The organism is Bradyrhizobium sp. BWC-3-1 (assembly GCF_032917965.1).
In the GTDB taxonomy this organism is placed as follows: Bacteria; Pseudomonadota; Alphaproteobacteria; order Rhizobiales; family Xanthobacteraceae; genus Bradyrhizobium; species Bradyrhizobium canariense_D.
The window spans coordinates 8,065,183-8,090,049 of sequence record NZ_CP136625.1 but is presented as its reverse complement, the minus strand read 5'-3'; the positions used below and the strand labels follow the sequence as shown (position 1 = coordinate 8,090,049).

Here is a 24,867-nt window from a genome sequence, read left to right as displayed (position 1 = left end):
GCACCGATCCAGAATTCAAACGCAAACGGGGCTTGTGATGTCCGTCAAAATAAAGCGTTCCGTCTATGCCGACATGTTCGGCCCGACCACCGGCGACAAGGTGCGGCTGGCCGACACGGATCTCATCATCGAGGTCGAGAAGGACTTCACCAGCTACGGCGAGGAAGTGAAGTTCGGCGGCGGCAAGGTGATCCGCGACGGCATGGGCCAGTCGCAGGTCACCAACAAGCAGGGCGCGGCCGACACAGTCATCACTAATGCGCTGATCGTCGATCACTGGGGCATCGTGAAGGCCGACGTCGCGATCAAGGACGGCATGATCGCCGGCATCGGCAAGGCCGGCAATCCCGACATCCAGCCCGGTGTCACCATCATCATCGGCCCCGGCACGGACGTGATCGCGGGTGAAGGCAAGATCCTCACCGCGGGCGGCTTCGACAGCCACATCCATTTCATCTGTCCGCAGCAGATCGAGCACGCGCTGATGTCGGGCGTCACCTCGATGCTAGGGGGCGGCACCGGCCCCTCGCACGGCACGTTCGCCACCACCTGCACGCCGGGGCCGTGGCACATGGGGCGGATGATCCAATCGTTCGACGCATTCCCGGTCAATCTCGGCGTCTCCGGCAAGGGCAACGCCTCGCGGCCCGCCGCGCTGGTCGAGATGATCAAGGCCGGCGCCTGTGCGCTGAAGCTGCACGAAGACTGGGGCACCACGCCTGCCGCGATCGACAATTGCCTGTCGGTCGCCGACGACTACGACATCCAGGTGATGATCCACACCGACACGCTCAACGAATCCGGCTTCGTCGAGGATACGATCAAGGCGTTCAAAGGCCGCACCATCCACGCCTTCCACACCGAGGGCGCCGGCGGCGGTCACGCCCCCGATATCATCAAGGTCGCAGGGCTGAAGAACGTGCTGCCGTCCTCGACCAACCCGACGCGGCCCTTCACGCGCAACACCATCGACGAGCATCTGGACATGCTGATGGTGTGCCACCACCTCGATCCCTCGATCGCGGAAGACCTGGCGTTCGCCGAAAGCCGCATTCGCAAGGAGACCATCGCGGCCGAGGACATCCTGCATGATCTCGGCGCGCTCTCGATGATCTCCTCGGACTCCCAGGCCATGGGCCGCCTCGGCGAGGTCATCATCCGGACCTGGCAGACCGCCGACAAGATGAAGAAGCAGCGCGGTTCGCTGCCGCAGGACAAAGGCAAGGACAACGACAATTTCCGCGTCAAGCGCTACATCGCCAAATACACGATCAATCCCGCGATCGCCCATGGCGTTTCGAAGCTGATCGGCTCGGTGGAGAAGGGCAAGCTCGCCGATCTCGTGCTGTGGTCGCCGGCCTTCTTCGGCGTCAAGCCGGATTGCGTCGTCAAGGGCGGCATGATCGTCGCCGCTCCCATGGGCGATCCCAACGCCTCGATCCCGACCCCGCAGCCGGTGCATTATCAGCCGATGTTCGGCGCCTTCGGCAAGGCGCGCACCGCGTCCTCGGTGGTGTTCACCTCGAAGGCCGCCATCACCGGCGGCCTCGCGCGTAAGCTCGGCATCGACAAGAAGCTCTATGCGGTCCAGAACACCCGCGGAAAAATCTCGAAGAAAAGCATGATCCACAACGACGCCACGCCCAATATCGAGGTCGATCCTGAGACCTATGAGGTCCGCGCCGACGGCGAGCTTTTGACCTGCGCCCCCGCCGAGGTGCTGCCGATGGCGCAGCGATATTTCATGTACTGAAATAGCGCCTCAACGCATGTCCCAGGACCATGTCCTGGTCGCATATCCGGGAGCGGCTTTTCCGGGTTTTGCGTTCGATCCCGCCTGGTCTAAGGTCCCGCCCGGTATCTGAAGCCCAGAAGAAAAGCCGGGAGGATTTCTCGTGATCTACGTCGTCGCCACCTTGACCATCAAGCCTGAAACGCGCGCCGAATTCATTGCAGCCGCCACCGCCTGCATCAAGGAGACGCGGAAAGAGCCCGGCAATATCGCCTATGATCTGCATGAGAGCGTCACCGATCCCGCCAAGATGGTGTTCGTCGAGCAGTGGGAGAATGCCGAGGCGCTGGTGCCGCATCGCGCCATGGAGCACATGAAGACGTTCGGCCGCGTCGCGGTGAAGTGTTTTACGGCGCCGCCGAAGATCGAAGTGATCACGCCCGAGAAGGTCGAGACACGGTAACGGGGTAAACGCGCATGATCCGGGCGACGCAGGTCAGGGGACAACACCGCTTCGCGGAAGCGCCGGCGGATACGGTCGTGCTCGATTTCGACGATCGACACCGCCGCCGCATGGCAATGACGGGGACGCGGGGACTCGAGTTCCTGCTCGACCTGGAGAATGCCGTCGCACTGCGCGGCGGCGATGCGCTGGTGTTGGAGGACGGCCGGCTGGTCGAGGTGGTCGCTGCGCCCGAGCCGCTGCTCGAGATCCGCGGCCACGATCCGCACCACCTTATTCGTGTCGGCTGGCATCTCGGCAATCGCCATCTGCCGACGCAGATCATGGCCAAGAGCCTGCGCATCCGCCGCGACCACGTCATCGAAGCCATGGTGAAGGGCCTCGGCGCGCGCGTGATCGAGATCGAGGCGCCGTTCGATCCCGAAGGCGGCGCCTATGCGGATGCCGGACATGCGCATGGACACGACGACCACGCGCATCACGATCACGGCCACGATGATCATCACGGTCATGATCACCATCATGATCATGCCGCACATGGCGACGGTCACGATCACCATCACCACCACGACGAGCATTGCGATCACCCCGACCATCACCACGGCCACAAGCATGCTCATGACCACAAATGAGCCGGTCGCGGCCCGCGACCTCGCGGAGTGCGAGGCGGCGGCGCTGTACCGGTTGATGACCTGGCTGTCGCCGGCGTTTCCCGTCGGGGGCTTTTCCTACTCCAGCGGCATCGAATGGGCGGTCGAAGCCGGTGACATCAACGACACCGCGTCGCTGGCGGACTGGCTCGATGCGATGCTTCGCGATGGCTCTGGCTTCTGCGATGCGACGTTTCTGGTCCACGCCTATCGCGCCACTGAAGCGGGCGAGGGCGACACCTTGGGCGATATCGCCGAGCTCGCCGCGGCCTTCGTGCCGTCGCGCGAGCGGCAGCTGGAGACGACATCGCAGGGCCGTGCCTTCATCGACATCGCCCGCGCCGCGTGGGATGCAGACGGGCTGGATGCGATGGTTGCGGCATGCCGTACGCCACTGGTCTATCCCGTTGCCGTTGGCGTGGTCGCTGCGATGCACGGCGTGCCGCTGGCGCCGACGCTGCACGCCTTCCTGCATGCGCTGGTCTCGAACTGGATTTCCGCGGCCAGCCGGCTCATTCCGCTCGGCCAGACCGACAGCCAGCGCGTGCTGGTGAGGCTGGAAGCCGCGGTTGCCGCGACGGCGAATCGTGCGCTGAATGCGACATTGGACGATGTCGGCGGCGCGACGTTCCGCGCCGACCTCGCCAGCGTGCGGCACGAGACGCAATATACGCGGCTGTTCAGATCTTGAGCGGGTTCGTCGCTTTCACTGTCGTCCTGGCGAAAGCCAGGACCCATAACCACGGGTGCGCGTGGTTATGCACAGATGTGGCTGCAGCGTGCCGTGACAATCGGATTCAGTGGTAACGGGTCCTGGCTTTCGCCAGGACGACGATAGGAAAAAAAGCAATGGCTACATCTCACGGCCCCTTGCGTGTCGGCATCGGCGGTCCGGTCGGATCGGGCAAGACTGCGCTGATGGACCTGCTCTGCAAGACCATGCGCGAGCGCTACGACATCGCCGCGATCACCAACGACATCTACACCAAATGGGATGCGGAATTCCTGGTACGCTCGGGCTCGCTGACGCCGGATCGCATTGCCGGGGTCGAGACCGGCGGCTGCCCGCACACCGCGATCCGCGAGGACGCCTCGATGAATCTCGCCGCGGTGGCGGATATGCGCGCCAAGTTTCCCGGACTCGATCTCGTGCTGATCGAATCCGGCGGTGATAACCTCGCTGCCACTTTTTCCCCGGAGCTCGCCGATCTCACCATTTACGTCATCGACGTGGCGGCCGGCGACAAGATCCCGTCCAAGGGCGGCCCCGGCATCACCCGGTCCGACCTCCTTGTCATCAACAAGATCGACTTGGCGCCCCATGTCGGCGCCTCCCTGGAAAAGATGGAGACGGACGCCAGGCGGATGCGCGGCGAGCGGCCGTTCGTCATGACCAACCTGAAAAAAAGCCAGGGGCTGGACCGCATCATCGGCTTCATTGAGGCCAAAGGCGGCTTGAAACGGGCCGGCTGACCGGCGCGACGACCTAACGCAGGCGTTTCCCCCGTTAACACCGTGGGCAGAGCCGTGTCCGCGGAACAAATTTCGGTCACGGCAATTGATTACCTCCGGTGCCCGGAGCAAATCCAACTCGGCCGGACCATCGGCGGGCCGATTTAAGCTTCTCAGGCGACCAAGTTGCGTACCGATGCCTCCTCCTTCATTATCTCGGCGATTGGGGTTCACCCTGTTTCGGCACGTGCCCGTTCGAGCGGCGTCCATATGCTCCGTATTTATTGCCGACCTCCTGCTTTCGCCTGAGTAGTCGCGTGGTCCGGCTGGGTTTCATCATCGGCTTCATTGCTCTTCTCGGGGCCTTGCTCTCCGGGCTTGCGGCTTATCGCGTCCACGACCAGGAGCTGGCGCTGGACCGGATCGCGCTGGCGCGCGCGATCGATGTCCATGCGAGCCTGGTCCAGGACCGGCTCACCGAGCGCGAACTGCTCGCGCGGGTTGCCTCCGGCCTGTTCCGGGCGCCGTCGGTGCTCAAGCCCAACATGCTCGAGCCGCTGCGCTCGGCCATCTACGCCTTCAAGACCGATTTCGTGGTGGCGGGCTGGGTCGCCCGCCTGAAGCCGAACGAGCTTGCCGCAGCACAAGCCGCGATCGCGAGCGCCGGCTTCCCCAATCCGCGAATCCGCAGCTATGAGGACAAGCCGATCGATCCGGCAGGTGTCACCCAGCCGATCGATGTGCTGATGGATCTCGAGCCGCGCAGCAACGAGACCAAGGGGCTGCCCGGCCGCAGTTACGACCAGGATCAGGTGCGCGGCGCCATGCTGGCGCGCGCCAGAGTGGAGAAGAGGTCGGTTGCCTCAGAACCGGTTGCCCTCCTGCGTGGCGACGGGTCGATCGGCATCATTGTGGCGGCTCCCGTCATCCCCGAGGGCGCGACGGAGCCGGCGGGCTTCATCACATTTTCCTATGAGCTCTCTTCCCTGATGCTGACCAACGACGACATGTCGTTGTTCGCGGTTGCGCTGAAGGATCCGCGCCGGGAGGGTGGCGAGTTGGTCGCCAACGATCAAGGCGTGGTCTCGGCCCGCCCGACAGCGGCCGATGGGCCGGCGCCGTCGGCGACGCGCACGGTGAGCTTCGGTGGTCGCGACTGGCAGCTCGGCTATTACGCCAAGACCAATTCGGCGCGCCGCGCCGAGCAGACTGCGATCATCGTGGCGGCGATCGGCCTTGCGATCACCGCGATGGTGTGCGGCCTGTTCGGCTATGTCGCCTACAACAATTTGCGGCTCAGCCGGGAAATCCAGGTCAGAATCGGCTTCGAGCGCCGGCTGACGGCTGTCATCGACGAGCTCAACCATCGGGTCAAAAACATCCTGGCGGTGATCCAGTCGATCGTGACCCGCACGCTGCGCCATGGCTCCGACATCGATGTCGCGCGCGAGCTCCTGATCGGCCGCATCCACGCCATGTCCAACGTCGTCTCGCTGCTCAGCGAGAGCCAGTGGCAGGGTGTCAAGCTGAAGGGCCTGTTCGAGGCGCGCGCCATCCCGCATGCCGACCGCATTGCCGTCACCGGTCCTGATATCGCAGTCAGCGCGCGCGCGGCGCAGAGTCTGTCGCTGCTGTTCTTCGAGCTCGCCTCGCACTCCGACGAGGGCCTGTCGCTTGTCGGCAAGCATCCGCACATCACTGCCAATTGGACGGTGACGAACGAGGGGTCCGGCGAGGTCTTCTATTTCCGCTGGGAGGAGTTCAACACCAGCGAAGCGACGCGCCGCCCCGATTCCGACTTCGGCCTGATCCTGCTCGACCGCGTCGCGCCCGAGGCGCTCGGCGGCACCGCCAAGCGCTATTTCACCGACGTCTCCTATGTCTACGAGCTGACCGCGCCGATGGAGACGGTCGAGGACATGACCGAGCGCGACCGCACCGACAAGCTGTCAGCACCGATCCGGCCTGCGCGGTAATTCGAGGCTAGCTCTTCGGCCGCAGCACGAGGTCAACCAGGGTCCGCGCGTAGGCCGGCGTGATCGGCGCGATGCCGAAGACGTAGCGGTAGAACAGGCTGCCATAGATCGCGTCGTAGAGATCCTGGGGCGGTGCTTCCGCCAGAATGCTGCCGTCGTTCTGGCCCGCGGCGATCATCTCGATCAGCGCGTCGCGGCGGAATTGCAGGTAGCGGGCGTAGAACAGCTCCGCCGAGCCGGTCTTGGAGATGCATTCGGAGATGACGGCGAGCTGGACCTTGCCGAACTCGCCCTGGAGGGCTTCGGCATAGGCGGCGGCATGGCGGCGTGCGCGCGCGGCGGGGCTGCCCGAGCTTGCATGCGGCAGCGGCAGCATCTGCGCGGCATGGTGAAGAAAGGCGTCGATCAGCAAGGCTTCGCGCGACGGCCACCATTTGTAGATCGTCATCTTGGAGACGCTGGAGTGGCGCGCGATCGCGTCAATGGTGGTGGCGGCAAGGCCGGTAGTGGCCATCAGCGCATAGGCGCTTTGGAGAATGGCGTTGGTGGTCTCGATCGACCTTGGCCGGCCGCGCCGGGGCGCGCCGTCGGCTCCCTCATCCCCGCCATTCGCCATCACCACGCCCGGCCTCCCCATGCAATCCGCTGCCGCTCCGCATAGCCCAGCCGTAATGGCCGGCCTAGGGGAATCGGAAGGTGCCGGGTTAGGCCTGTTGCCGCAAGGCCGCGGGCAGGTCCTGCCGCTTCGACCAGGCGATGTAATATGCGACCGCGGCCATCGCCGCGAAGCCGGCCAGGCTCACGGCAATCTGCATCACCACCAAATTGGCGCCGGTGATCAGGATGAGATGGCCGGCAAACGACAGGAACACGCCGACGCAGAACACCGCGAGCCATTCCTCGCCGCATCTGATCACCGCCTGAAGCGGCTTCAGTCGCAGGCCGGGATGATCGGCCGGGACGAAATATGTCGCGAGGAAAGCGAGCGCGAGGAAGTGGACCACGCGATAGGGGGCGAGGTCTTCCTTGTCGGTCGGCGTGATGGTGTTGAGCACGATATCCGGCAAATAGGCCGCTAGCGTCGGCGAGTGTCGCATCAGCGTGATTGCCATCGCGAATACGAGATAGGCGCCTGCGAGCACGCGCAGCCAGGACAGGCCATGCAGCGCGCGGCCCGACGTGCCGGTCACGGCAAACCAGCCGCCCAGCACCATCAGCATCTGCCAGCAGAACGGGTTGAAGGTCCACTCCTGGTCCGGATAAACCCGGAAATTCCAGCCGAACCAGCGCGCCGCAACGTACAGCGCGACCGACGCCGCCAGCGTCAGGTTCGGACGCCGCAACAGCCCCCACAGCGCGAGTGGAAGGAGGGCCATCAGCGGGATCATCAGCTGAAGAAGATCGAGGTTCAGCGGCTCTTCCTGAAGCACCAGTCCGCGTATCAGGATCCGCAGCGGATGCTCGATGATGCCCGAGATGTTGTATTCGTTGATGATCTCGGGCGCCATCGATTGCGAGGCGACATAGGCGATGGCGTCGATGTAGATCACGAACAGGACGACATAGGCGGCGTAGAGCCGCCACATGCGCTGGAAGATGCGCGTCGCCGCGACGACGTAGCCGCGCTCCAGGGCGATCTTGCCGTGAATGATGGCCATGCCATAGCCGGCCACGAACACGAACAAGTCTGCGGCGCCGCTGAAGCCGAAATTGCGCAGCGTCAGCAAATTGACGACGTTGTTCGGGATGTGGTCGACGAAAACCGACCAGTTGGCGATACCGAGCGTCAAATAGAGCCGGGGGTCGTGTTGAAATGCGGCGAGGTTCGCCTGGACGGACGGTTTCATCGAAAAAATGGCTTTTGGAATCAGGGGCGCTGCTTTTAGCGGCAACCGCCTGCCTATCCGAGTAGCGTTTGCGTGATGGCGCAGGCAAACGGCGCGAAATTGGCGCGGGGCCGCCGGTGCCGATTGGATAGGCGCGTTCGCGGGACCCGTGACGAAATTTTCTAACCCGGTAGCTGCTACTCGGCAGGCTCAGCCGAGGCCTCGTCGGGTGCGCCGGCGCGGCTCGCCATGAGTCCGAGGGCGACGCCGCCGATCGCCAGGATCGGCAACAGCCGCTTGATCCCGATGGCGCGAACGATCTGGAGACCGGTGGCGAGCAGCATGGGGTCCGCGAGCATGCTCGAGGCCGCCGATTTCGTGGCGCGCTCGGCCGCGATATGAGCTTGCTTGCGCAGCTGCCGTTTGTAGACCCAATAGCTCACCGCCGCGGTGAGGGTCAGCAGAAAGAAAATGCCCGCACCGGCGAGGCAGGCCTGCACCGGACCATATTTGTTGAGCACCGAAATGAATGCCGCCGCGCACAGGAAGCACGTGGTGATGAAGAGTGCGAACGCCGCGCCTGCTGCCAGCGAGGTCAGCCGCACAGTGGTGCCGGTGGATGCGCTGATCCCGTCGATGATGCGCTGAAACATGGTCTTGCTCCTCAGATCCCCACAAGCCGGCACCGGCGGCGCCGCTGCGCCACCGTCTCGATACCCGTTCGCGATCTCAGCGACGCCAGACCGCGCCGATCAGGAAGCCGATGCCGAGCGCAAGCCCGACGGTCGCGAGCGGCCGCTGCGTGATCGCGTCCTCCAGCGTCTCCTCGATCGAGCCGTAGGCCTCCTGTGCCGCGCCCATCATCGCGCTGCCGCGTTCCGACATGTCGTCGATCGCGGAATCCACGTTTTCGCGCGCTTGGCTATAGCCGCGGCGGGCTTGCTTGCTGGAGGAGTTGGCAAAAGTATTGAGCGCGTCGGTGATCTGATCAGTGAGGGCGGCGATATCGCTTTTCACGGCTGCTACATCCTTCTCGAGGCGTTCTCTGGTGGTTTTGTCGGTCCAGTCTCTCATCCCGGCTTCGGCATTGGTGGTGGACATCAGGGGCTCCGGGCTGTTGACGGTTGAGACAGCCGGGAAACGTTTCGTCGTGGTGTAAGTTCCGTTCACGGAAACCGGTCAGTCCTGCGGGAGCTGCGGCGAATCCTCAGGCAACAGATGCTCCTTCAGGATCAGGGCGACGATCAGCAGCGGCGACGACAGGAACGCGCCCATCGGGCCCCACAGCCAGGTCCAGAACGCCAGCGCCAGCAGCACCGCGAGCGCATTGAGCGCCAGCCGCCGGCCGATGATGGTCGGCGTGACGAAATGTCCCTCCAGGAAGGTGATGCCGCCAAAGGCGAGCGCCGCCATCAGGCCGCCGCTGACGGTCGGGAAGGTGACCAGCCCCACCACGACCAGAATGGCGAACATGGCCACCGGTCCGATGATCGGAATGAAATTGAGGGTGGCCGCCAGCGCGCCGAGGCCAGCCGGATTGGGCATTCCGGTGAGGGCGCAGACGATTCCGGCGGCGACGCCGACGCCGACGTTGATCAGGGTCACAGTCAAAAGGTAGTTGCCGAGATGGACCTCGATCTCGTTGAGGATGCGAAGCGTGCGCAGCCGTGCGTCGTGATCGCTGAAGGTCATGATCATTGCCCGTCGCAGGTCGCGCCAGCTGGCGATGAACAGGATCAGGGTGACGAAGAACAGCAGGAATTCGGTAAAGGTCGGTGACAGGAATTCAATCGTTGGCTGCACCCACTCGAATTTCGGCATCTGGAAGCTTGGCAATCCCTCCGAGCCGCCGAGCATCGTCTGCAGCTCTCGCCACAGCGCCAGCGGCCGGTCGAACACGTGGACCTTGTCTTTCAACTGCGCGCCGAGTTCGGGCAGGCGCGAGCTCCATTCCATCGCCGGCGAGGCGATCAGCGCGACGATGAAGCCGACCACGGCGGTCACCGCGAACACGATCAAGACGGCGGCAAGCCCGCGCGGCACTTTCCGGTACTCCAGAAAGGTCGCTGCCGGCGAGAGCATCGTGCCGGTGACGAACGCCATCACGACAGGCAAAAAGAACGCCTTTCCGACATAGAGCACCGCGACGATTGCGATGAGGAGCAGTCCGGCGAGCGAGAAGGCGACGAGTTCGGTGCGGCGGATCACCGGCGGGAGTTCGCCGTGGCTCTCGGGAAGCGGAGTGCCTTCGCCATTGCCGGGAGTCATACGTTCACTGGGAAGGACGCGCACAATACCTCTCCGGCACGGAGACTTCAGTCCTCGCGCCCATGACCAGGGGAGAACGTCCTCGCGCCCTGCGGGTTCCATCGCGGCTTCGCGAAGAAGCGCTCGCTTGACTGTGACGTCGCTGCTGCATCCCGCCGCGGAACTTGTAGCGGTTGGACCGCGTTGAACAAACCAGCGCATCACCCTGATGCAGGCATCCACACGGGGCAGCACATGACGAAGTTCTCTGCAGTCCGACGCCGCTTATCGCAGCGCCGCATCACCGCTTTTGCCTTTGCAACCGCTTTGCTGGCAGTGCCGTTCGGCGCCGCAAGCGCACAGACGCTGGGCTACACCTATCCGCAAGATCAGGCTTACCCGCAGGACCAGGGCTATTCGCAGGGTTATGCGAGCCCAAGCTATGCGAACCAGGGCTATGCGAACCAAGGCTATGCGAACCAAGGCTATGCAAGTCAGAACGCGCAAGCGCCCGACGAGGATGCCGCGCTGCCAGATCGCCTGCGCAGGCAGATTGTCAGCTTCGACCGCAGCGAGCCGGCCGGCACCATCGTCATCGATACCAACAATACTTACCTTTACTATGTGCTCGGCCAGGGCCGCGCGATCCGTTATGGCGTCGGCGTCGGCCGCGAGGGCTTCACCTGGTCGGGCGTGCAGAGCGTCAGCCGCAAGGCGGAGTGGCCGGACTGGCATCCGCCGGCTGAGATGATCGCGCGCCAACCCTATCTGCCCCGCTTCGTCGCTGGTGGCCCCGGCAATCCGCTCGGCGCGCGTGCGATGTATCTCGGGTCGAGCGAATACCGCATCCATGGCACCAACGATCCCACCACGATCGGGAAGTTCGTTTCGTCCGGTTGCATCCGCATGACCAATGAGGATGTCACCGACCTGTTCGGCCGTGTCAATGTCGGCGCCAAGGTGGTCGTGCTACCGAAGAACGCGCCGCTGATGGCGAAAGGCAGTGATTCCGTGCGCAAGCGCCCAGCCGTGACCGCGCTGCCCTCAGGCCGGCAGGCGCTGAACATTTCGAATTCGGCCGTGAACTAAGGGTCGAGTGAGGTCACATGAAGAGACGTTCGATCGGCAAACTCGCCGGGGGCGCGGCGGCGTTCGTCGCCATTGCCTCCTTCGGCCTCGCGCTGACGCCATCCGCCCATGCGGAGGACTTTTTCTCGGCGCTGTTCGGCGGCTTCCGCGGACGGCCGGCGCCCGAGATTCGCATGCCTTTCCAGACCGATGACACGCCGCGCTACGACCCGCCGCGCCAGCGGGCCTCCTACGGTGGCGGCACGGCCTATTGCGTGCGCGGCTGCGACGGACGTTATTTCCCGGCGCAGGGAAACGATTCCGAGAGCAAGGCGCAATCCTGCAAGAGCTTCTGCCCGGCCTCGGAGACCTCGCTGGTCTATGGCGGCAACATCGACGACGCGACGACGGATAAGGGGAAATCCTATTCCGACCTGCCTAACGCGTTCCGCTATCGCAATGAGATTGTCGCAGGCTGTACCTGCAACGGCAAGGATCCGGTCGGGCTCGCTCAGGTCAAGGTCGACGACGATCCCACCTTGCGCAAGGGCGACATCGTCGCGGGCGCGGACGGCCTGGTGGTCGCCAGCCGCAATGCCAACGACCGCCGCGGCGTCGCGATGAATTTCTCGCCGCTGCCCGAGTCGATTCGCGCAAGATTCCGCCAGGTGCCGGTGGTGGCGAAGGAATAGGCCTCAACGTCGTCCTGGCATTCGCCAGGACGACACCAAGAGTGTGGGCTATGCCGCCCGGATCTTGCCGAGGAAGTCGCTGACGTCATGGCCGAGCTGGCGGCTCTGGCTCTCCAGCATCTCGGAGGCGTGTTTCACGTTGTCGGCGGCAGCGGCAGCAGCGTCTGCATCGGATTTGACGCCGGTGATGTTGTCCGAGACGTTCTTGGTGCCCTGCGCCGCAAACTGGGTGCTGCGGGTGATCTCTTGGGTGGCCGCTCCCTGCTCCTGCACGGCGGCGGCGATTGCGGTCGCGACCTCGTTCACTTCGCCGATGATGCCGCCGATGGTCTGGATGGCGCTGATGGCGTCGGCCGCGACCTTCTGGATGTCGGCGATCTGCTCGGAGATCTCCTCGGTCGCCTTCGCCGTCTGGCTCGCCAGCGACTTCACCTCGGAGGCGACCACGGCAAAGCCGCGACCGGCCTCGCCGGCGCGGGCCGCCTCGATCGTGGCGTTAAGCGCGAGCAAATTGGTCTGCTGCGCAATGGTGTTGATCAGGCCGACGACCTCGCCGATGCGGCCGGCCGACTTTTGAAGTCCCTGCACCGTGCCGTCGGTCTCGCGCGCCTGGGTCACGGCGCGGCTGGCGATGCCCGCGGCATGCGCGGCCTGCTGACTGATGTCGTTGATCGAGGCGCTCAGCTCTTCGGCGGCGGCGGCGACGCTGTCGACGCTCATGGAGGCGTCATTGGAGGCCTTGCCGGCGACCTGCACGCGGTCGTTGGTCTGCCGCGACACCGCGGAGAGATCGCCCGAGGTCTTGCGCATCTCGCCAGAGGCTTCGCTCAATTCGCCGAGCGTTTTGCGCACCGCGCCCTCGAACTCGCCGACATAGGTCTCGACCGCGCGCTGGCGCGCGGAGGCGCCCGCATTGCGTTCGCGCTCCTGCGCCTCGATCGTGAGCTTGTCGTTGGCCTGCTGCTTGAAGGTCTCCAGCGCGCCGGCAAGCGCGCCGATCTCGTCGTTGCGGTCGAGATAGCCGCTATCGACGGCAAGGTCGCCGCCGGCGACCTTCAGCATGGCGTCCCGGATGGTGTTGAGCGGAGTGATGACGCGGCGGCTGACCAGCATGATCGCGCCGACGGCAAGCCCCACGGCGAGCGCCAGCAGCGTAAGCTGCACGATCAGTGCGCGCTGTGCGGCGCCGCGCTGCTCCTGCGTGTGGATCTTGGCAGCATCGAGCGCACCTTCTGCCACTGTGACGGCGCTCGCCATACGGGCGACCGTGAGCGGGCTCCATTGGTTCGCCGTCATCTCGGGCTTCTCACCCTTGACCAGCGCGTCCGTGAGACGGTCGCGCAAGGCCAGATATTGCGGCTCGAAATACGAGGTCTTGGCGGAGGCCATCGCGGAGGCGAGCCCCGACGGCAACTGCATGCCGGACGTCGACAGCTCCAGCGCCTTCCACATCGCGCTCGTGCCGCCGACATGTTGGGTATAGGCGTAGCGGCCCTCCGTCGTGATCTTGCCGGCGGCCAGCCCGGTCGAGACGATCAGCGATGCTTCGCCTGCGGTGTTGCGGAGCAGCCAGGCGTTCTGCTTGATCGACAGCAGCTGGTCGATCGCGGCGTCCAGGTGATTGACCGTGGCGGCCAACGTGTTCGAGAGCTTGTCGAGCGTGTCGAGCAGGCCCTGCGTTGTCTCCATATATTCCTTGGGCAGACCGGCGCGGCGTTGGTCCTTCGGCTTGGCTACATCCTCCCAGAACTGCTTCTGCTCCTCGATCAGCAGCTTGTAGAGGCGCGCAAGCTCCGGTACCAGCGTGCCTGATTGCGGAAAGTCCATGGCCGGCAGCAGCTCGATCGCGCGCGCCATGGCGGGCATTTGGGCATCGCGCAGCGCGCGCAGATATTTCTCGATCTCGCCGTCCATCGGCTCGGTCGCATTCAGGAGGCGGACCGTGGTCGAGCGGTCGGTGCGCAGATTGTGCATCGCCTTGAACAGATCGGCGGACGTGTCGGCGATCTGCGAGATGCGGTTGGCGGTCTTCAGGCGATCCCAGGACTCGTAGGCGGTGAGCGAGAGCGCGATCGCCACGCAGATCGACGTGATCGCGATCACCGCCTTCAGCAGCGCGGATACGGTCAGACGATTCAGCATCGAAGTCCCCAATTCCCAATACAAAGTTCGTAAAGGCGCCCCGGCAACAGCAGAAAAAGGGGCCCGTCAGACAAGGCAATCGCATGCCGTTTGCGGCTCAGGGCCCAAACGGTTTCCGCATCTGAAAGGAAAAGGGTAAAGTTTTCAGCAGGCCGGCTGATCGTAGAAGTACGTATTTACTAGAAGTTGCAAAGGGTTGCGTCGATGGAACCAAGCCACGAGCTGCGCGTTAGGAGACTGTCAGCAATTTTGCCTAAAGGGGGGTCCTAGCGATGCTGGTCGGCGTACTCGTCACCTTTCTCGTCGTCATTCTCGTACTTTACCTCATCAACATGCTGCCGATGGACGGCCGCGCCAAGCAGATCGCGCGCGTCGTCGTCATCATCATCGGCATCGTCTCGCTGCTGAAATATCTGGCAGTGTTTTAGCCGGGCGCTTAGCTAGCGCAACGAAAAAGCCCCGGCGCGAGCCGGGGCTTTTGGTGTTCTAGTCGGGTCGGCAGGCCGCCTTGTCAGCCAGGCGTTGTCAGCCAAGTACTTTGGCCTCGCGGCGGCGGGCGGTGAGGATGTATTCGGTGTAGCCGTTCGGCTGCTCGCGTCCCTTGAAGATGAGGTCGCTGGCCGCCTTGAAGGCTGTGCCGTCGAAGGCGGGCGCCATCGGCTTGTAGATGGGATCGCCCGCATTCTGCTTGTCGACGACCACCGCCATGCGCTTGAGCGATTCCATCACCTGCGCCTCGGTGATCACGCCCTGATGCAGCCAGTTGGCGAGGTGCTGGCTGGAGATGCGCAAGGTGGCACGGTCTTCCATCAGGCCGACGTCGTGGATGTCAGGCACCTTCGAGCAGCCGACGCCCTGGTCGATCCAGCGCACGACATAGCCCAGAATGCCCTGGCAGTTGTTGTCGATCTCCTGCTTGACGTCGTCGGGCGCCCAGTTCGACTTCGACACGGGGATGGTGAGGATGTCTTCGAGCTTTGCCCGTGGGCCGCCCTTGGCGAGCTCCTGCTGGCGCGCGGTGACGTTGACCTGGTGGTAGTGCAGCGCGTGCAGCGTCGCGGCGGTCGGCGAGGGCACCCAGGCGGTGGTAGCACCGGCCTGCGGATGGGCGAGCTTCTGCGCCAGCATGTCCGCCATCTTGTCCGGCGCGGCCCACATGCCCTTGCCGATCTGGGCATGGCCGGGCAGGCCACAGGTCAGGCCCATATCGACGTTCCAGTCCTCATAGGACTTGATCCAGGGCTGCGCCTTCATCTCGTTCTTGCGGATCATCGGACCCGCCTCCATCGAGGTGTGGATCTCGTCGCCGGTGCGGTCGAGGAAGCCGGTGTTGATGAACATGATGCGCTTGGAGGCGCGCTGAATGCAGGCCTTGAGGTTGACGGTGGTGCGCCGCTCCTCGTCCATGATGCCGACCTTGAGCGTGTTCTCGGGCAGCGACAGCATCTTCTCGACGCGGTCGAAGATCTCGCAGGTCAGCGACACCTCGTCGGGGCCGTGCATCTTCGGCTTGACGATATAGGCCGAGCCGGTGCGGCTGTTCTTGACCTTGGAGTTGCCTTTCAGATCATGGACAGCAAGAAGCCCGGAGACGGCGGCGTCGAGCAAGCCTTCCGGAATCTCCTCGCCCTTGTCGTCCAGCACCGCGTCGGTGAACATGTGGTGACCGCAATTGCGCATCAGCAGCAGGCTGCGGCCGTGCAATTTCACTTCGCCTTTGCCGTCAGGCATCTTGTAGCTGCGGTCGGCATTGAGCGAGCGCGTCAGCGTTTTGCCGCCCTTCTCGAAATCGGCCGACAGCGTGCCGTTCATCAGGCCGAGCGTGTTGCGATAGACCAGCACCTTGTCCTCGGCATCGACGGCAGCGACCGAGTCTTCCATGTCGAGAATGGTTGAGACCGCGGACTCCATGACCATGTCCGCGACGCCGGCCGGATCGTCCTTGCCGATCGCGCTGGTGCGGTCGATTTTCACCTCGACATGCAGGCCGTTGTTGGCGAGCAGCACCGCGCTTGGTGCGGCTGCATCGCCCTGGAAGCCTGCGAATTGCGCGGCGTTCTTCAGCGCGGTGGCGTTGCCGCTCTTCAGCTTCACCGCGAGCTGGCCCGCGACCACGCTATAGGCGGTGACGTCGGTGTGACTGCCGGTCGCCAGCGGCACGGCGGCATCGAGGAAGGCTTTCGCTTTTGCGATCACCTTGTCGCCGCGCGCCTTGTTGTAGCCCTTGCCGCTCTCGGATGGATCGTGCGGGATCGCGTCGGTGCCGTAGAAGGCGTCATAGAGCGAGCCCCAGCGCGCATTCGCCGCGTTCAGCGCATAGCGTGCGTTGGTCAGCGGCACGACGAGCTGCGGGCCGCAGATCTTGCCGATCTCCTCGTCCACATTGGCGGTCTCGACCTTCTGCGTCGCCGGCTCCGGGAGGAGATAGCCGATCTCCTTCAGGAAGGCGGTATAGGCGTTGAGGTCGAACGCCTTGCCCTTGTTGGCCCGGTGCCAGTCGTCGATCTTGGCCTGCAACGTGTCGCGCACCGCCAGCAGCGCGCGGTTCTTCGGCCCCAGCTCCTTGATGATGGCGGCGAGCCCGGCCCAGAACGCATCCGGCGCGATCCCCGTTTTCGGGGCCGCTTCCTTGGCGATGAAATCGAACAGGACGGGAGCGATCTTCAGTCCGTGGGCGTCGACGCGTTGCATGATGGGCTTTCTTGTTGGAAATGGCTGTTTTTGGCTGCTTTTGACCCGACAGCAGCAAAATGCGCTCCAAGGAGCGGCTTTCGGGGTCTTATTAGCCCCAAAATCGGGGCCGTGAGAAGGCCCCCAAAAGTTGTCAAAATGTCAAGGCGAGGTGGGCGGCCCACGCACGGTGTCATTCCCCGCGAAGGCGGGGAAATCCAGTACGCCGCGGCCTCTCGCCTGAATCACTGCTGTCGGTGGAATGCTGGGTCGCCCGGTCAAGCCGGGCGACGACAGCGGAGCAGCAGCCCGGCTTCAAATATTCGCGGCGAGGTCCACGAGTTCGTCGAACAGCACGCCGGTCGTCTTGAGCATCTGTTCGATCTCGTCCGCCGCCTCGGCGACCGTCCGCGTCGAGGTGTCGATCACGAGCTCGGCGGCCTCGGGCCGCTCGTAGTCGGTGCCGATACCGGTGAACGACGCGAGCGTGCCGGCGCGGGCCTTCTTGTAGTGGCCCTTGGGGTCGCGCTCCTCGCAAATTTCCGCCGGCGTCGCGACGTAGATCTCGCGGAACGACGTGTCGGCGATGCGGCGCGCGGTGGCGCGGTCCTCGCGGGCGGGCGAGACGGCGGCGACAATGGCGATGTGGCCGTTACGGGCGAGATGCGTCGCGACTTCGGCGAGGCGGCGGATGTTCTCGCTGCGATCGGCGGCCGAGAAGCCGAGATCGCTGTTGAGCCCGGCACGCAGCGTGTCGCCGTCGAGCAGGATCGGTGAGCCGCCATTGCTGAACAACCGCCGCTCCAGCGCCTTGGCTAGAGTCGACTTGCCGGAGGCGGGGAGGCCGGTGAGCCAGACCACGGCGCCGTTGTGACGATAGCGCGCGGAGCGTTCGTCGGGCCGCAGCGCGGATTCCACCGGCACGATGTCGACGGGCAGGGCACGCTGCCCGGCATCGACCGACAGCACGAGACCGCCGCCGGCGATGCGCCCGGACACCTCGATCACGAGACGGCCGGTGCGGGGATTTTCCGTGTAGGGATCGGTGGCAATCGGATTCGAAAGGGAAATGTCGATCTCGCCGACATGGTTGCGGCCGATTGCCTTGTTCTCGACGCTCGACAGCTCACCGGGATCGACCGCCTTCTCGATGGCGACGACGGTGGCGCGGCTTTCCTTCGGTCCGCAGCGAACCAGGAGCTGGTCGCCCTTGGCCAGCGGCTTGTCGTGCAGCCAGAAGATCCGCGCGCGCAGCCGTCGTGTCTCGCGCGGGGCGCTGTTCGTATGCGCGATAATGTCGCCGCGCTCGAGGAACAGCTCGCGGTCGAGCGTGATGCCGACCGAGCGGCCCGCACCCTGGCGGCCTGCGACCGGCGTCACCGGCCAGCTCTCGACCGTCTTGATTCTGGCGATCTTGCCGGCGGGCATGATCACGATTTCGTCGCCGGCGATGAGGCTGCCGGATTCGATCCGGCCCGCCACGATGCGGCGGTCGTCGAACTTGTAGATCGCCTGCACCGGCAGCCGCAGCGCCAGCGCCTCCAGCGGCCGCGCCGGTTCGAGCCTGTCAAGCGCCTCGACCACGGTCGGACCCTTGTACCAGCCGATGCGGTCGGTGCGCTCAGCGACGCCGTCGCCGTCGCGGGCGGAAATCGGGATCACGGCCGTGGGCTTCACACCGAGGCCTTGCAGATGCGCCGAGATCTCGTCGCTGATCTCCTTGAAGCGCGCTGCGGAGAAGTCGACGCGGTCCATCTTGTTGACGACGACCGCGACCTGCTTCACGCCGAGCAGATGCAGGAGATAGCCGTGCCGCCTCGTCTGGTCGCGCACGCCTTCGAGCGCGTCGATGATCAGCACCGCGCCGTCGGCCTGCGAGGCGCCGGTGATCATGTTGCGCAGGAATTCGGCGTGGCCGGGCGCGTCGATCAGTACGATGTCGCGCGAATTGGTGCGGAAGCGGATCTGCGTGGTGTCGATGGTGATGCCCTGGTCGCGCTCGGTCTGGAGCGCGTCGAGCAGGAACGACCATTCGAACGGCATGCCGCGCCGCGCGCTGACGGCCTTGAGCATGTCGAGCTTGCCGTCGGGCAGGCTGCCGGTCTCGTGCAGCAGGCGGCCGACCAGCGTCGACTTGCCGTGGTCGACATGGCCGACGATGACGATGCGGACCTGCGGACGCGTGGTGCCGTTCGGGGTCGCGGGCGATGCGGGGGTGACGATCATGTTCATACGACGCTCGCGTCCTTGATCAGAGATAGCCGGCGACGCGCAGGCGCTCGAAAGCGTCCTCGGTCTCGTGGTCGAGCGCGCGGCCGGAACGTTCCGGCACCTTGGTCTGCTCGAGTTCGATCAGGATCTCGTCGATAGTCGACGCGTTTGAGGCGACCGGATTGGTGATGTCCTGATCGCCCAGCGAGCGATAGCGCTTGCCGTTTTGCGACAGATACAGCGGGATGATCGGGATGTTCTCGCGCTTGGTGTAGGCCCAGATGTCGGACTCGGTCCAATGCAGGATCGGATGGATGCGCAAATGCGCGCCCTGCGGCGGCGACGCATTAAAATGATCCCAGAACTCCGGCGGCTGGTCGCGCACGTCCCAATTACCCTCCAAGCCGCGCGGCGAGAACACGCGCTCCTTGGCGCGCGTCGCCTCCTCATCGCGGCGAATGCCGGCGATCAGACCGTCGAAACCGTATTTGGCGAGCGCCATCTTGAGGCCCTCGGTCTTGCGCGCGGCGGAACGGGCGGCGGGCGGCAGCGTTGGGTCGACGGCATCAATCGGCGGGCAGGGCTCGACGCGCAGATCGAGATCCCATTCCTTGCCGTAGTGATCGCGGAAGCGATACATCTCCGGAAACTTCTTGCCGGTGTCGACATGGAGGGCCGGGAACGGCAGACGGCTGAAGAATGCCTTGCGCGCCAGCCAGATCATGACATTGGAGTCCTTGCCGAGCGACCACAGCAGGGCGATCTTCTTGAGGCGGCCGAAAGCTTCGCGGAAGATGTAGATGCTCTGGGCCTCGAGCTGGTCGAGATGGTCCATGCTCGGGGCAAGGTCAGAAGAAAATTCTTGCGCGGGCACGCGCTCGGCGAGAGCGGAGCTGCTCAGCCCGCCAGCAGTGGAATTGTCCTTGAGAAGATGCATCTCTGCCACTTTGCGTTTGGAGGCGAAAATTCTATAGTTGCGGCGCAAGAGAGAAGAAAAAATTTTCTCTTTGCGCGCTTGAAACGACACATATATAGAAAATAATTCCAGTCAACCCCGCATGTGGGGTAAGCGAGTATCGTATGCGGTTCTTGCCCGTGTTCCTCGATCTCAAGGCCGGTCCGGTGGTCCTCATCGGTGCGGGTGAGCTTTTGCGCGCCAAGCTGCGCGTGCTGGCCGCTGCCGGTGCGCGCATTCGCGTGCATGCGATCGATGGCAATCACGACCTGGGTCTGAGCTCCGAGGACGCGGCGCGTATCGACATCTCGGCCACCGATCCGCTGACCGCCGATCTCTCGGGAATCATCGCGGTGGTTTGCGCCGGCGCCGGCGATGTCGGCGTGGCGATGTCGGTCCGCGCCAAGGCGCTCGGCCTGCCGGTCAATGTCATGGACGATATCGAGCATTCGAGCTTCATCTTTCCGGCGATCGTCGATCGCGGCGATGTCGTGGTCGCCGTCGGCACTGGCGGCACGTCGCCGGTGGTGGCGCGGCGCGTGCGCGAGAAGATCGAGGCGCTGCTGCCGGCGCGCATCGGCGAGCTCGCCGAGTTCATCGGCGGCTTCCGCAAATCCATCAACGAACGTATTGCCGAGTTTCCGCTGCGCCGCCGCTTCTGGGAGCGCGTCATCGACGGCCCGATCGGTGCCGCCGTATTGGCCGGCCGCAAAGGCGAGGCGGACGCAGCGCTCAAGGCGATTTCAGATCCATCCGCGTTCGCGCGGGCCGACAAGCCGGAAGGATCCGTCGCGCTGGTCGGCGCCGGGCCTGGCGATCCGGATTTGCTCACCATCAAGGCGTTGCGCGCGCTCCAGGATGCCGACATCGTCTTCCATGACGAGCTGGTCTCGCCTGAAATTCTCGACCGCATCCGCCGTGACACCACGCGCGTGCCGGTCGGCCGCCGCGTCGGCAAGCCCGGCATCGGGCAGGACGCCATCAACAAGCGCATGATCGAGGCCGCGCAATCCGGCCAGCGTGTGGTGCGGCTGAAGGGCGGCGATCCCTTCGTGTTCGGCCGCGGCGGCGAAGAAGTCGAAGCACTTCGTGCCGCCGGCGTTGCCTATTCGATCGTTCCCGGCATCACCGCAGGTCTCGGCGGCGCCGCCGATTTCGAGGTGCCGCTCACCTATCGTCACGAAGCAACGCGCATCACCTTCCTCACCGCGCACAACGCGCGCGACGCAGAAGTCGTGGACTGGTCGACGCTGACCGACGCCAGGATGACCGTCGTGGTCTACATGGGCATGACGGCTGCGCCGGCCATACGCGCCGGCCTCTTGGCCGCCGGCCGTTCGCCGGAGACGCCGGTCGGCGTATTCGCCCGCGTCACGCGTCCCGATGCGCAAGGCGAGATCGGCACGCTGCGCGATCTGCCCGAACTGGTCCGCCGGACCAACGGCGGTCCCGCCATTCTCATCATCGGCGATGTGGTCCGGCATGCCGGCTCGCTTCGCCGCCAAACCCCAAAGCAAATCATCTCTGACCTATTGGATGCAGCCGAATGACCTCCCCGCTTGAACAGAAGAAGATCAAGATCGCCGGCCCCTCGGTCGTGACCGCCAACCGCACCTGGGACGGCATCGTGGTTTACCGCACCGCCGCCAAGAGCTGGTCCGCGGACCTGTCGGAAGCCGCGATCGTGCGCAACTCCGACGAGGCGAAGGCGTTGCTTGCGGAATCCGTTGCCGATGACGTCGGCGCGATCGGCCCCTATATCGCGCCGGTACAGGTCGGTGCAGACGGCAAGGTCGAACCCGGAAATCTGCGCGAACAGATCCGCCGCACCGGCGTGACCATCGGACAGCCGGTTCAGGTTTAAGGCGCTTTCTTATGTATGCTTACGATGAAATCGACCGCACGCTCGTCAACGAGCGCGTCTCGGAATTCCGCGACCAGGTGAAGCGCCGCCTCTCCGGCGAGCTCACCGAGGACGAGTTCAAGATACTGCGGCTGCAGAACGGCGTCTATCTGCAACTGCACGCCTATATGTTCCGCGTCGCGATCCCCTACGGGACGCTGGCGTCGAACCAGCTGCGGGCGCTCGCCCACGTCGCGCGCAAATACGACCGTGGCTACGGCCATTTCACGACGCGGCAGAACATCCAGTTCAACTGGATCAAGCTCGCCGAATTGCCGGATGCGCTGGCCGATCTCGCCGAGGTCGGCATCCATGCGATGCAGACCTCCGGCAACAACATGCGCAACGTCACCTCGGATCAGTGGGCCGGCGTCGCGCCCGGCGAGATCGAGGATCCCCGCATCTGGTCGGAGCTGATCCGCCAGCACACCACGTTGCATCCGGAATTCTCGTTCCTGCCGCGCAAGTTCAAGATCGCGATCACCGCGTCGGACCACGACCGGGCCGCGATCAAGATCCACGACATCGGGCTGAAGCTGATCAAGAACGAGAAGGGCGAGACCGGCTTTGAGGTGCTGGTCGGTGGCGGGCTCGGACGCACGCCGTTCATCGGCAAGACCATCAAGCATTTCGTCCACGGCCGCGACATTCTCAGCTACATCGAGGCGATTCTGCGCGTCTACAACCAGTACGGCCGCCGCGACAACATCTACAAGGCGCGCATCAAGATCCTGGTGCACGAGCTCGGCATCGAGAAGTTCTCGCGCGAGGTCGAGGAGGAGTGGCAGCACATCCGCAACTCCTCGCTCCAGATCGACGACGAGGTGGTCGAGGACATCCGCTCGCGCTTCACCTATCCTGCCTACGAGAAGCTGCCGCACATGCCGGACGAGCTGCGCCAGGCCGCGGCCGATCCCGATTTCGAGGCATGGCGCAAGAACTCGGTGGCCCCGCACAAGGCCCAGGGCTATTCCATCGTCACGATCTCGCTGAAGCCGATCGGCGCGCCTCCGGGCGATGCCACCGCCGAGCAGATGGATGCGCTCGCCGACCTCGCCGACAGATATTCGTTCGGTGAGATCCGCGTCGGCCACGAGCAGAACCTCGCTTTGCCGCATGTCGCCAAGCGCGACCTGCCGGCGCTGTGGAAGGCGCTCGACAAGCTCGGGCTGGCGACGCCGAACGTCAATCTGATCACTGACATCATCGCCTGCCCGGGTCTCGACTATTGCTCGCTGGCCAATGCGCGCTCGATCCCGATCGCGCAGGAACTGACGCGGCGCTTCGCCAATCATGAGCTGGCCAATCTGATCGGCCGGTTGCACATCAACATCTCCGGCTGCATCAACGCCTGCGGCCATCACCATGTCGGTCATATCGGCATTCTCGGCGTCGAGAAGAACGGCGAGGAGGTCTACCAGATCACCATCGGCGGGCGCGCCGACGAGAGTGCCGCACTCGGCAATCTGATCGGCCCCGGCGTCAAGTTCGACGAGGTCGCCGACGTCGTCGAGGACATCGTGGAAGCCTATCTGGCGCTGCGCGAACGGCCCGAAGAGCTGTTCATGGACACGGTAAAACGCCTCGGCGTCGAACCCTTCAAGGAGCGCGTTTATGCCACTCGTTAACGGCGGAAAGATCGCCGACGACAGCTTCGTCAAGCTCGCCGTCGACACGCCGCTGCCCGAGGGCGGCGACATTCTGGTGCCGGCCGAGCGTTTCGTCGGCGAGGCGGATGCGTTGCTCAAGCGGACCGGCAAGGTCGGTGTGATCTGGCCGAACAATCGCGACATCGCCGAGCTGGTGCCCTATCTCGGCAAGATTGCCGTCGTCGCGCTGGTGTTCCCAACCTTCCGCGACGGACGCGCCTACAGCCAGGCGCGGCTGCTGCGCGAGCGTTACAATTACCGCGGCGAGTTGCGTGCGACGGGCCAGATCCTGCGGGACCAGTTCGTGTTCATGCTGCGCGCTGGCTTCGATTCCTTCGACGTCAAGAAGCAGGCCGACGCGGAAGCGTTCATGCAGACCGCGAAGCGCTATTCGGTCTTCTACCAGCCCACCGGCGATGGCCGCATCACGGCGCTGCACCGGCGCATGCAGCTGCGTCATTCCGAGGGTGTCGGCACGTGAACGCAATCGCGTCTCCAATTTCGGCAATCTCCGCCTCGGCGCTGCCCTCGGCGGAGGACCTCGATCGCGCCTTGCGCGATGCCTCGCCCGCCGAAATCATCGCCGCTGCGCTGAAGACGGTCGGGCGCGACAAGCTTGCGCTGGTGTCGTCCTTCGGTACGGAATCGGCGACGCTGCTCAAGGTGATGGCGGATGTCGATCCGGCGATCCCGGTGATCTTCCTCGACACCGGCTGGCTGTTCGAGGAGACGCTGGCCTATCGTGATACGCTGATCGCGACGCTGGGCCTGAAGGACGTCCGCTCGATCAAGCCTGCCGAGGAGACGCTGTCGCGCGAAGATCCCGACCGCGACCTCTGGTTTTCCGATCCCGACGCTTGCTGCCGTATCCGCAAGGTCGAGCCGCTGGCGCGGGCGCTGAAACCGTTCGATGCATGGCTCAACGGCCGCAAGCGCTTCCAGGGCAACTCGCGCGCCGACATCCCGGTGGTCGAGGACGACGGTACGCGGTTGAAGTTCAATCCCTTCGCCAATGTCTCGCGTGAGGAACTCGAGGCGATTTTCGCCCGCGCCAAATTGCCGCGTCATCCCCTGGTCGCGTCGGGATTTCTATCGGTTGGGTGTATGCCTTGCACGAGCAGAACGGCCGAAGGCGAGGATGAGCGTGCCGGTCGCTGGCGTGGCCGGGCCAAGACGGAATGCGGCATCCACACGATGAAGACTTCGTAGCAAAGTTACGCTGCCCGGCTAC

The 24,867-nt window shown here is 64.5% G+C and carries 23 protein-coding genes; 14 read left to right on the top strand and 9 right to left on the bottom strand.

All coding sequences use genetic code 11. The annotated features are described in order from the left end of the window. The first annotated feature begins 37 nt into the window (after positions 1–37). The 6 genes from ureC to RX329_RS38750 all read left to right on the top strand — a co-directional run bounded on the left by ureC (position 38) and on the right by RX329_RS38750 (position 6,273). A complete protein-coding gene (gene ureC / locus RX329_RS38775; protein ID WP_085351739.1) occupies positions 38–1,753 on the top strand; it encodes an urease subunit alpha in 1,716 nt (571 codons plus the stop codon). A 142-nt stretch (positions 1,754–1,895) separates the two neighbouring features. Next, on the top strand, positions 1,896–2,195 hold the full coding sequence (locus tag RX329_RS38770) for a putative quinol monooxygenase (protein ID WP_007599815.1): 300 nt from the start codon (positions 1,896–1,898) through the stop codon (positions 2,193–2,195). A 14-nt stretch (positions 2,196–2,209) separates the two neighbouring features. Further along, positions 2,210–2,827, top strand: coding sequence for an urease accessory protein UreE (locus tag RX329_RS38765; protein ID WP_018454664.1), 618 nt, complete (start codon positions 2,210–2,212; stop codon positions 2,825–2,827). After that, on the top strand, positions 2,808–3,536 hold the full coding sequence (locus tag RX329_RS38760) for an urease accessory protein UreF (RefSeq protein ID WP_018454663.1): 729 nt from the start codon (positions 2,808–2,810) through the stop codon (positions 3,534–3,536). Before RX329_RS38765 ends, RX329_RS38760 begins: the two co-directional genes overlap by 20 nt. Before the next feature lie 158 nt (positions 3,537–3,694). Beyond that, positions 3,695–4,318 (top strand): urease accessory protein UreG, encoded by a 624-nt coding sequence (gene ureG, locus RX329_RS38755; protein ID WP_026232785.1) that lies wholly within the window; start codon positions 3,695–3,697, stop codon positions 4,316–4,318. 296 nt (positions 4,319–4,614) lie between these two features. Beyond that, positions 4,615–6,273 (top strand): HWE histidine kinase domain-containing protein, encoded by a 1,659-nt coding sequence (locus RX329_RS38750; RefSeq protein WP_018454661.1) that lies wholly within the window; start codon positions 4,615–4,617, stop codon positions 6,271–6,273. A 7-nt stretch (positions 6,274–6,280) separates the two neighbouring features. On the opposite strand, the gene RX329_RS38745 is transcribed toward RX329_RS38750, so the two are convergent. The 5 genes from RX329_RS38745 to RX329_RS38725 form a co-directional block, all read right to left on the bottom strand. Next, entirely contained in the window at positions 6,281–6,910 is a 630-nt protein-coding gene (locus RX329_RS38745; RefSeq protein ID WP_026232784.1) for a TetR/AcrR family transcriptional regulator, read from the bottom strand. 67 nt (positions 6,911–6,977) lie between these two features. Next, positions 6,978–8,120: an OpgC domain-containing protein gene (locus tag RX329_RS38740; RefSeq protein WP_085351740.1), complete on the bottom strand. Its 1,143-nt coding sequence runs from the start codon at positions 8,118–8,120 to the stop codon at positions 6,978–6,980. A gap of 176 nt (positions 8,121–8,296) precedes the next feature. Continuing rightward, positions 8,297–8,752: a hypothetical protein gene (locus RX329_RS38735; RefSeq protein WP_085361619.1), complete on the bottom strand. Its 456-nt coding sequence runs from the start codon at positions 8,750–8,752 to the stop codon at positions 8,297–8,299. Positions 8,753–8,828: 76 nt separating this feature from the next. Next, on the bottom strand, positions 8,829–9,200 hold the full coding sequence (locus RX329_RS38730) for a YqjD family protein (protein ID WP_085351839.1): 372 nt from the start codon (positions 9,198–9,200) through the stop codon (positions 8,829–8,831). Positions 9,201–9,278: 78 nt separating this feature from the next. Continuing rightward, positions 9,279–10,391, bottom strand: coding sequence for an AI-2E family transporter (locus tag RX329_RS38725; RefSeq protein WP_026232782.1), 1,113 nt, complete (start codon positions 10,389–10,391; stop codon positions 9,279–9,281). A gap of 210 nt (positions 10,392–10,601) precedes the next feature. Here RX329_RS38725 and RX329_RS38720 point away from each other — a divergent pair, with 210 nt between their 5' ends. Both RX329_RS38720 and RX329_RS38715 read left to right on the top strand, forming a co-directional pair. After that, complete coding sequence (locus tag RX329_RS38720; RefSeq protein WP_085351741.1) at positions 10,602–11,435, top strand: L,D-transpeptidase; 834 nt, start codon at positions 10,602–10,604, stop codon at positions 11,433–11,435. A 17-nt stretch (positions 11,436–11,452) separates the two neighbouring features. Then, positions 11,453–12,106 carry a DUF2865 domain-containing protein gene (locus tag RX329_RS38715; protein ID WP_085351742.1) on the top strand — a complete coding sequence of 218 codons (654 nt, stop codon included), beginning with the start codon at positions 11,453–11,455 and terminating at the stop codon, positions 12,104–12,106. Between the two features lie 48 nt (positions 12,107–12,154). Here RX329_RS38715 and RX329_RS38710 read toward each other — a convergent pair whose 3' ends face one another. After that, positions 12,155–14,248: a methyl-accepting chemotaxis protein gene (locus RX329_RS38710; protein ID WP_085351743.1), complete on the bottom strand. Its 2,094-nt coding sequence runs from the start codon at positions 14,246–14,248 to the stop codon at positions 12,155–12,157. 272 nt (positions 14,249–14,520) lie between these two features. On the opposite strand from RX329_RS38710, the gene RX329_RS38705 reads away from it, so the two are divergent. After that, positions 14,521–14,676, top strand: coding sequence for a Thivi_2564 family membrane protein (locus RX329_RS38705; RefSeq protein ID WP_007599832.1), 156 nt, complete (start codon positions 14,521–14,523; stop codon positions 14,674–14,676). Between the two features lie 97 nt (positions 14,677–14,773). Here the strand turns inward: RX329_RS38705 and RX329_RS38700 are convergent, their stop codons facing one another. From RX329_RS38700 to cysD, 3 genes are all read right to left on the bottom strand, one after another. Continuing rightward, positions 14,774–16,939: a malate synthase G gene (locus RX329_RS38700; RefSeq protein ID WP_317245413.1), complete on the bottom strand. Its 2,166-nt coding sequence runs from the start codon at positions 16,937–16,939 to the stop codon at positions 14,774–14,776. Between the two features lie 294 nt (positions 16,940–17,233). Beyond that, positions 17,234–19,150, bottom strand: a complete 1,917-nt coding sequence (gene cysC / locus RX329_RS38695; protein WP_085351745.1) for an adenylyl-sulfate kinase — start codon at positions 19,148–19,150, stop codon at positions 17,234–17,236. 19 nt (positions 19,151–19,169) lie between these two features. Beyond that, the gene (gene cysD, locus RX329_RS38690; RefSeq protein ID WP_085361675.1) at positions 19,170–19,964 is read right to left on the bottom strand and encodes a sulfate adenylyltransferase subunit CysD; all 795 of its coding nucleotides are present in this window, start codon (positions 19,962–19,964) and stop codon (positions 19,170–19,172) included. A gap of 245 nt (positions 19,965–20,209) precedes the next feature. On the opposite strand from cysD, the gene cysG reads away from it, so the two are divergent. The 5 genes from cysG to RX329_RS38665 are packed head-to-tail and all read left to right on the top strand — an operon-like array spanning position 20,210 to position 24,845. Then, a complete protein-coding gene (gene cysG, locus RX329_RS38685) occupies positions 20,210–21,634 on the top strand; it encodes a siroheme synthase CysG (protein ID WP_085361618.1) in 1,425 nt (474 codons plus the stop codon). Further along, the gene (locus tag RX329_RS38680) at positions 21,631–21,948 is read left to right on the top strand and encodes a DUF2849 domain-containing protein (protein ID WP_007599842.1); all 318 of its coding nucleotides are present in this window, start codon (positions 21,631–21,633) and stop codon (positions 21,946–21,948) included. The genes cysG and RX329_RS38680 overlap by 4 nt, the downstream gene beginning before the upstream one ends. An 11-nt stretch (positions 21,949–21,959) precedes the next feature. Next, positions 21,960–23,615 (top strand): nitrite/sulfite reductase, encoded by a 1,656-nt coding sequence (locus RX329_RS38675; protein WP_085361617.1) that lies wholly within the window; start codon positions 21,960–21,962, stop codon positions 23,613–23,615. Further along, positions 23,602–24,117 carry a DUF934 domain-containing protein gene (locus tag RX329_RS38670; RefSeq protein WP_018454648.1) on the top strand — a complete coding sequence of 172 codons (516 nt, stop codon included), beginning with the start codon at positions 23,602–23,604 and terminating at the stop codon, positions 24,115–24,117. Before RX329_RS38675 ends, RX329_RS38670 begins: the two co-directional genes overlap by 14 nt. Further along, a complete protein-coding gene (locus tag RX329_RS38665) occupies positions 24,114–24,845 on the top strand; it encodes a phosphoadenylyl-sulfate reductase (RefSeq protein WP_085351749.1) in 732 nt (243 codons plus the stop codon). The genes RX329_RS38670 and RX329_RS38665 overlap by 4 nt, the downstream gene beginning before the upstream one ends. The last annotated feature ends 22 nt before the right edge of the window (positions 24,846–24,867 follow it).

Coding starts and splice junctions, on each gene's coding strand:
- ureC (WP_085351739.1), top strand. CDS start 38: ATGTCCGTCAAAATAAAGCGTTCCGTCTATGCCGACATGTTCGGCCCG.
- RX329_RS38765 (WP_018454664.1), top strand. CDS start 2,210: ATGATCCGGGCGACGCAGGTCAGGGGACAACACCGCTTCGCGGAAGCG.
- RX329_RS38760 (WP_018454663.1), top strand. CDS start 2,808: ATGCTCATGACCACAAATGAGCCGGTCGCGGCCCGCGACCTCGCGGAG.
- ureG (WP_026232785.1), top strand. CDS start 3,695: ATGGCTACATCTCACGGCCCCTTGCGTGTCGGCATCGGCGGTCCGGTC.
- RX329_RS38745 (WP_026232784.1), bottom strand. CDS start 6,910: ATGGGGAGGCCGGGCGTGGTGATGGCGAATGGCGGGGATGAGGGAGCC.
- RX329_RS38740 (WP_085351740.1), bottom strand. CDS start 8,120: ATGAAACCGTCCGTCCAGGCGAACCTCGCCGCATTTCAACACGACCCC.
- RX329_RS38735 (WP_085361619.1), bottom strand. CDS start 8,752: ATGTTTCAGCGCATCATCGACGGGATCAGCGCATCCACCGGCACCACT.
- RX329_RS38730 (WP_085351839.1), bottom strand. CDS start 9,200: ATGTCCACCACCAATGCCGAAGCCGGGATGAGAGACTGGACCGACAAA.
- RX329_RS38720 (WP_085351741.1), top strand. CDS start 10,602: ATGACGAAGTTCTCTGCAGTCCGACGCCGCTTATCGCAGCGCCGCATC.
- RX329_RS38715 (WP_085351742.1), top strand. CDS start 11,453: ATGAAGAGACGTTCGATCGGCAAACTCGCCGGGGGCGCGGCGGCGTTC.
- RX329_RS38710 (WP_085351743.1), bottom strand. CDS start 14,248: ATGCTGAATCGTCTGACCGTATCCGCGCTGCTGAAGGCGGTGATCGCG.
- RX329_RS38705 (WP_007599832.1), top strand. CDS start 14,521: ATGCTGGTCGGCGTACTCGTCACCTTTCTCGTCGTCATTCTCGTACTT.
- RX329_RS38700 (WP_317245413.1), bottom strand. CDS start 16,939: ATGCAACGCGTCGACGCCCACGGACTGAAGATCGCTCCCGTCCTGTTC.
- cysC (WP_085351745.1), bottom strand. CDS start 19,150: ATGAACATGATCGTCACCCCCGCATCGCCCGCGACCCCGAACGGCACC.
- cysD (WP_085361675.1), bottom strand. CDS start 19,964: ATGGACCATCTCGACCAGCTCGAGGCCCAGAGCATCTACATCTTCCGC.
- cysG (WP_085361618.1), top strand. CDS start 20,210: ATGCGGTTCTTGCCCGTGTTCCTCGATCTCAAGGCCGGTCCGGTGGTC.
- RX329_RS38680 (WP_007599842.1), top strand. CDS start 21,631: ATGACCTCCCCGCTTGAACAGAAGAAGATCAAGATCGCCGGCCCCTCG.
- RX329_RS38675 (WP_085361617.1), top strand. CDS start 21,960: ATGTATGCTTACGATGAAATCGACCGCACGCTCGTCAACGAGCGCGTC.
- RX329_RS38670 (WP_018454648.1), top strand. CDS start 23,602: ATGCCACTCGTTAACGGCGGAAAGATCGCCGACGACAGCTTCGTCAAG.